The organism is Roseateles sp. (genome assembly GCF_036404855.1).
Classification (GTDB): domain Bacteria; phylum Pseudomonadota; class Gammaproteobacteria; order Burkholderiales; family Burkholderiaceae_C; genus Pelomonas.
Map to the genome: position 1 here is coordinate 1 of NZ_DASWYS010000186.1, position 4,642 is coordinate 4,642.

Genomic DNA, 4,642 nt, shown 5'->3' on the forward strand with positions numbered 1-4,642 from the left:
GTCTATCCGCTGCTGCGTCAGGCCAGCCTGCTCGTGACGGACTACTCGTCCATCATGTTCGACTACCTTCTGTTGGACCGTCCCGTGCTGCTGTTCCGCCCCGACCACGCGGCCTATACGACGCAGTCGCGCCAGCTGTTCGACGCCAAGCTGGCGAACCCGCCCGGACCCGTCGCGGGAACGGCCGTGGAGCTGCTGAAGCTGCTGAAGGCTGCCAAGGAAAGCACAGCCTCGGGCCAGGCGCGGCGTCACCTGCTGGAGGTGCTGCACGACCGCCGGGACGGCGCGGCGGGCGAACGCCTGGTGGCGCTGGTCGCCGAGGAACTCGACGCGGCCCTCGGAGTGCGTTGATGCCCCTGGCCCCGCCACCCGGCCGTTTGCATGCCGGGCTTGCTCCCAGTGTTGCCATCACGTATGGCACGTACGACCTGTTCCACATCGGCCATGTCAACCTGTTCCGCCGCATCAAGGAGCAGTGGGACTTTCTCGTCGTGGCCGTGTCCACCGACGAGTTCAACGCGGTCAAGGGGAAACGCTCCGCGGTGCCCTTCGCCGACCGGATCGAGCTCGTGCGCGCCTGTCGCTACGTGGACCTCGCCATTGCCGAGGAGGGCTGGGAGCAGAAGGCGCGGGACATTCAGCGCTATGGCGCACAGGCCTTCGTCATGGGCGATGACTGGCAGGGACGCTTCGACGAGCTCAAGGTGCTGTGCGAAGTGGTGTGCCTGCCGCGCACGCTGGGCGTATCGAGTACCGGGCTGAAGCAGCACATCCGGGGCTGAGCGGCAGGGCCGGGGTTAAGTTCCCCGCGTGACGGTCGCCTTTCTTCAGGGCAAGCTCGTCTGCCCATGAACGCCCCCATCCCCGCCCTGAGGCCCGTGCGGCCCATCGAGGCCTGGCCCCGCCAGGCCGGCGGGCGTGAGGCGCAGATCGGCGAACTGCTGCGCTTGCGCGTCGCGTTGATGGCCGACGGCGGGCTGCTGGGTGATGCCGAGGACGGCCTGCAGTTGGGTCTCCCCGCAGGTTTGGCCCGGCCGGGCGACACGCTGTTGCTGCGCGTGCTGTCGCGCGAGCCGCGGCTGGAGCTGCAACTGGTGCAGCGCGAGGCGGCCACCGATGCCGTGCCCGAGGAGACCCCCGGCGATGAATGGGGCTGGCGCGCCCTGCGGCCGGACCAGGGCCGGCTGCAGCGCTGGCATTTGAACCAGGACGCACGCCTGCCGGTGCAGGTTGCCGTGCAGTGGCGTTCCCAACTGCTGGCTGAGCAGTTGCGCGCGCCGCAGGGGCCGGCGGGACAGGCGCTGGGCCCCGAGTCCCAACTGGCGGCCCATGCTGCGCCGGTGCAGCTCACTGGCTGGCTGGGCCAGATAGTCTGGCTGCGTCTGCTGAGCCCGTTGAGCAGCTTCTGGCCGGCAGCGACCGGCCATGACGACGCAGCCCGCGAGGGCGGGGGCGGGCTGGCGGAGCCAGGGGTGCCGGACGGAGGGATCTGCCTGAGCATGAACCTGGCCACCCCAGAGGGTTGGGTGCTGGTGCTGCTGCAGTGGCGCCACGGCCTGCTGCTGCATTGCTGCGCCGAGCGCGCGGAGGCGTTGCCCTGGCTGCGTGCGCGGCTGCCGGCCGTGGCGAAGGCGCTGGCCGCCGTGCCGCTGCGCCTGCGCCATTGCAGCCTGGGCGTGCGGCCGCCCCTGTTGCCGGACGCCGGCCCCGCGCAGCGGGCTCAAGGCCTGGCCTCGGCGGCCAGCCAGCCCCTGTTTCGCGCGGCGGCCGAGATCGCTCGCGTGCTGCAGGCCTAGATGCCGGCGCCGGCCTCGAACAGGCTGAGCCGGGCCGCACTGAGCTTCACGCGCTGACCGCCCTGCAAGCGCAGTTCGTCCGCCTGATCGCGCGTCAATTCGGCTTCCAGCGGCTGGCCGTCCGGGCCGATCAGCTCCACGCGGGCGCTGGCGCCGAAGGACAGCACGCGCTCCACTGTGGCGTCCAGGCCGGGAGCCGCCTGGTCGGTGACGATCTGCAGCTCGTGCGGGCGGGCATAGGCCTGCACTTCGCCCTCGCCATGGGCGCCCGGCAGCTGATGTTCGCCGATGTGAAGCACACCGCCGCGGGCATGGCCCACGAAGCGGTTGACGGCACCCAGGAAGCCGTAGACGAAGGGCGTGGCCGGGCGCTCGTAAACCTCCTGAGGCGTGCCCACCTGCTCGACACGGCCATGGTCCATCAGCACGATGCGGTCGGCCACTTCCAGCGCTTCGTCCTGGTCGTGGGTGACGAAGATGCTGGTGATGTGGAGTTCGTCGTGCAGGCGGCGTAGCCAGCGGCGCAGCTCCTTGCGCACCTTGGCGTCCAGCGCGCCAAAGGGCTCGTCCAGTAGCAGCACACGCGGCTCGACGGCCAGTGCGCGGGCCAGCGCGATGCGCTGGCGCTGACCGCCGGAGAGCTGCGGTGGGAAGCGGTCGCCCAACCAGTCCAGCTGCACGAGCTTGAGCAGCTCGGTGACGCGCTTCTTGATCTCTGCCTCGGGAAGGCGCTGCTTTTTGGGCTTCACGCGCAGGCCGAAGGCGACGTTGTCGAACACCGTCATATGTCGGAACAGCGCGTAGTGCTGGAACACGAAGCCGACCTGGCGCTCGCGCACATGGGTGTCCGAGGCATCCTGGCCGTCCAGCAGCACGCGGCCGCGGTCGGCCTGCTCCAGGCCCGCGATGATGCGCAGCAGCGTCGTCTTGCCGCAGCCCGACGGGCCCAGCAGCGCGACCAGCTCGCCGCGCGGGAAGTCCAGCGAGACGTCACCCAGCGCGGTGAAGTTGCCGAAGCTCTTGTGGATGTTCTGGACTTCGATGCCCATCATGCGTCCTTGGTGGTCGACTGGCTGGCGCGCCATTCGATGAATTGCTTGATCACCAGCGTCACCAGCGCGAGCAGCGCCAGCACCGAGGCCACGGCGAATGCAGCGGCGAACTGGTATTCGTTGTAGAGGATCTCGACGTGCAGCGGCAGCGTGTTGGTCAGGCCGCGTACGTGGCCGGACACGACCGAGACGGCTCCGAACTCGCCCATGGCGCGCGCATTGCACAGGATGACGCCGTACAGCAGGCCCCATTTGATGTTGGGCAGCGTGACACGGCGGAAGGTCTGCCAGCCGCTGGCACCCAGGACGGTGGCGGCCTCTTCTTCGTCCCGTCCCTGGGCCTGCATCAGTGGGATCAGCTCGCGGGCGACGAACGGGAAGGTGACGAACACGGTCGCGAGCACGATGCCGGGCACGGCGAAGATGATCTTCACGTCATGTGCCTGCAGCCAGGGGCCGAACCAGCCCTGGGCGCCGAAGATCAGCACGTACATCAGGCCGGCCACGACGGGCGATACCGAGAAGGGCAGGTCGATGAGCGTGATCAGCAGCTGCTTGCCGCGGAACTCGTGCTTGGCGATGAGCCAGGATGCGCTCAGGCCGAACACGAGATTCAGCGGCACCGCGATGGCCGCGGCGATCAGCGTCAGGCGGATGGCAGAGAAGGTCTCCTCGTCGGCCAGCGACGCGAAATAGACCTCCCAGCCCTTGCGCAGCGCCTCGGTGAAGACGGCCACCAGAGGCAGCACGAGGAAGATGGCGAAGAAGCCCAGCCCCAGGGCCAGCAGTGCGCGCCGCACCCAGGGTGCCTCACGGGTGGCCGGGTTGTCCTGGTACTTGGCGCGGGCGCGCGGCGGCGCCAGATGCAATGCGGCGCTCATCGCTTGCTCCCCCGACGCGAACTCCAGGCCTGCAGGCCGTTGATGGCCAGCAGCAGCACGAAGCTGAAGATCAGCATGACGGCCGCGATGGCGGTGGCGCCCACATAGTCGTACTGCTCCAGCTTGGCGATGATCATCAGCGGTGTGATCTCGCTGACCATGGGAATGTTGCCGGCGATGAAGATCACCGAGCCGTACTCGCCGACGGCGCGAGCGAAGGCCAGGGCGAAGCCGGTCAGCAGTGCGGGCAGCAGCGTCGGCAGCACGACGTAGCGGAACGTGGTCCAACGCTGGGCGCCCAGCGACGCGGCGGCTTCCTCCAGCTCGGTCTCCATGTCCTCCAGCACCGGTTGCACCGTGCGCACGATGAACGGCAGGCCGATGAAGATCAATGCCAGCAGCACGCCCAGTGGCGTGAAGGCGATCTTGGCGCCGCCCTCGCCGAACAGGGGCGCCAGCAGGCCGCCGGCGGCGAACAGCGAGCCCACCCAGCCGTTGGGCGCGTACAGCGCCGTCAACGCGATGCCGGCCACGGCGGTCGGCAGCGCGAAGGGCAGGTCGATGAGGGCGTCAACCAGCTTCTTGCCCGGGAACTCATAGCGCACGATGCACCAGGCCAGGATGAGGCCGAAGACCAGGTTGATAGCGGCCGCGATCAGCGAGGCACCGAAGCTCAGCTTGTACGAGGCCATCACGCGCGGCGACGTGGCCGCGGCCCAGAAGGCATCGAAGCCATGGCCGGACGACTTCAAGAAGACGGCCGCTAGCGGCACGAGCACGATCAGGGACAGGTAGAACAGCGTGAAGCCCAGCGTCGGCGCGAAGCCGGGCAGCACACGCCGTCGTCCCAGGGAAAACGAAGCCATATCAGTTGCTGTTCATTGCATTTCGGGGCGAGCGCCAGGCCATTCCC

The 4,642-nt window shown here is 68.8% G+C and carries 6 protein-coding genes; 3 read left to right on the forward strand and 3 right to left on the reverse strand.

The genetic code is table 11. The features are described 5' to 3' along the window. From VGF12_RS12520 to VGF12_RS12530, 3 genes are all read left to right on the forward strand, one after another. On the forward strand, positions 1–351 hold a 351-nt coding region (locus VGF12_RS12520; protein ID WP_331176369.1), incomplete at its 5' end, for a CDP-glycerol glycerophosphotransferase family protein. Next, positions 351–782 carry an adenylyltransferase/cytidyltransferase family protein gene (locus VGF12_RS12525; protein WP_331176370.1) on the forward strand — a complete coding sequence of 144 codons (432 nt, stop codon included), beginning with the start codon at positions 351–353 and terminating at the stop codon, positions 780–782. The genes VGF12_RS12520 and VGF12_RS12525, both read left to right, overlap by 1 nt. Before the next feature lie 66 nt (positions 783–848). Further along, entirely contained in the window at positions 849–1,796 is a 948-nt protein-coding gene (locus VGF12_RS12530; RefSeq protein ID WP_331176371.1) for a hypothetical protein, read from the forward strand. On the opposite strand, the gene VGF12_RS12535 is transcribed toward VGF12_RS12530, so the two are convergent. Genes VGF12_RS12535 through cysT form a run of 3 tightly spaced genes read right to left on the reverse strand, consistent with a single transcriptional unit; the run spans position 1,793 to position 4,595 of the window. After that, a complete protein-coding gene (locus tag VGF12_RS12535) occupies positions 1,793–2,845 on the reverse strand; it encodes a sulfate ABC transporter ATP-binding protein (RefSeq protein WP_331176372.1) in 1,053 nt (350 codons plus the stop codon). The genes VGF12_RS12530 and VGF12_RS12535 overlap by 4 nt on opposite strands. Continuing rightward, positions 2,845–3,729 carry a sulfate ABC transporter permease subunit CysW gene (gene cysW, locus VGF12_RS12540; RefSeq protein WP_331176373.1) on the reverse strand — a complete coding sequence of 295 codons (885 nt, stop codon included), beginning with the start codon at positions 3,727–3,729 and terminating at the stop codon, positions 2,845–2,847. The genes VGF12_RS12535 and cysW overlap by 1 nt, the downstream gene beginning before the upstream one ends. Next, a complete protein-coding gene (gene cysT, locus VGF12_RS12545) occupies positions 3,726–4,595 on the reverse strand; it encodes a sulfate ABC transporter permease subunit CysT (protein WP_331176374.1) in 870 nt (289 codons plus the stop codon). The genes cysW and cysT overlap by 4 nt, the downstream gene beginning before the upstream one ends. Positions 4,596–4,642: the final 47 nt, after the last annotated feature.

Excerpts from the sequence above, each read along its gene's own strand:
- VGF12_RS12530 (WP_331176371.1), top strand. The coding sequence starts at position 849 with ATGAACGCCCCCATCCCCGCCCTGAGGCCCGTGCGGCCCATCGAGGCC.
- VGF12_RS12535 (WP_331176372.1), bottom strand. The coding sequence starts at position 2,845 with ATGGGCATCGAAGTCCAGAACATCCACAAGAGCTTCGGCAACTTCACC.
- VGF12_RS12525 (WP_331176370.1), top strand. The coding sequence starts at position 351 with ATGCCCCTGGCCCCGCCACCCGGCCGTTTGCATGCCGGGCTTGCTCCC.
- cysT (WP_331176374.1), bottom strand. The coding sequence starts at position 4,595 with ATGGCTTCGTTTTCCCTGGGACGACGGCGTGTGCTGCCCGGCTTCGCG.
- cysW (WP_331176373.1), bottom strand. The coding sequence starts at position 3,729 with ATGAGCGCCGCATTGCATCTGGCGCCGCCGCGCGCCCGCGCCAAGTAC.